The following is a 972-nucleotide window of genomic DNA, read 5'->3' on the forward strand; positions in this document are numbered from 1 at the left end:
CTACTAAAAACCATGGCAATATTCGCCGTCGGCGCAGTAATCATGGCAAGTATCGGCTGGACCCTAGTCTCAAACTTAGCCATTCTGCTGGTTCCTCCGGCTTTTATCGAAGATATCGCGGACATCCTCTTGCCGTTAGTTGTCTTAGCATCGCTTGCAGTCCTCAGCCAACCGGGTGGAGCAGTCATTCGAGTACTGCGGCTTGGAAAAATAAGCTTTTTTGGACAGCTCGTGGGCGTTATAGTCACCCTCAGTCTTGCCTTATATTCTCTTCAATTTTCGCTTTTTTATTTCGCTTGGGCCCTAACAATTGGCGCCTGTTCAACGGTTGTCGCGTCTTACTATATGCTGTTTCGCTATCTGCACCGATTTTATGGCCGCAGCCACTCCTAGCACGATCGTCTTTTTAGTTCTCACTTGCGGGAAATCAAAGTCAACCATATAAAACGCAGGTTTCCATAAAAGTATCTCCGCCATAAGCGGCGTGGTTCAGAAGCTAATCGAAACAACCATTCGAGCCCCACGCTCGAAAGCAATCGCGGTGCTCGCGCTACATTCCCAGACGAGAAGTCGAACGCCGCGCCTACAGCGACGCATATGAGGCCGGTCTCTTCTGCAAGAACTTTCACCTCAAAGTCTTGTTTCGGAGTCCCTAATCCTACCCAAACTAATTGGGCCCCGCTTTGTTGAATGTCAACTAGTTGACTGCTTCTTTCTTCGGCTGTCAACGGCCTAAATGGCGGACTTGCTTTTCCTACAATTTTAACTCCATGATGCCTTTCGCACAATTTATTTTCCAGATCTTCAAGCACTTTGGGCGTGGATCCGAGAAGATAATGACGAATCTTTGTTTGAAGCCCCGCTCGCATTACGCCTTCGAACAATTCTGGACCGGGCACAGTGCGTAAAACGGGTTTTTGACCGCGCAGTGCGGAGACCCAGGATAAAGGCTTCCCATCTGGAAGCACGATT

General features: G+C 48.9%; 2 protein-coding genes. One reads left to right on the top strand and one right to left on the bottom strand.

The genetic code is table 11. The annotated features are described in order from the left end of the window. Positions 1-393 (top strand): hypothetical protein (locus AC2VE5_RS28785; RefSeq protein ID WP_486890924.1); only part of this gene is annotated, 393 nt, incomplete at its 5' end. A 20-nt stretch (positions 394-413) separates the two neighbouring features. On the opposite strand, the gene AC2VE5_RS28790 is transcribed toward AC2VE5_RS28785, so the two are convergent. Beyond that, the coding region (locus AC2VE5_RS28790; protein ID WP_486890925.1) for a WecB/TagA/CpsF family glycosyltransferase at positions 414-972 on the bottom strand (559 nt) is incomplete at its 5' end.

The sequence above is a fragment of the Aliterella sp. E5.1 genome (genome assembly GCF_057473825.1).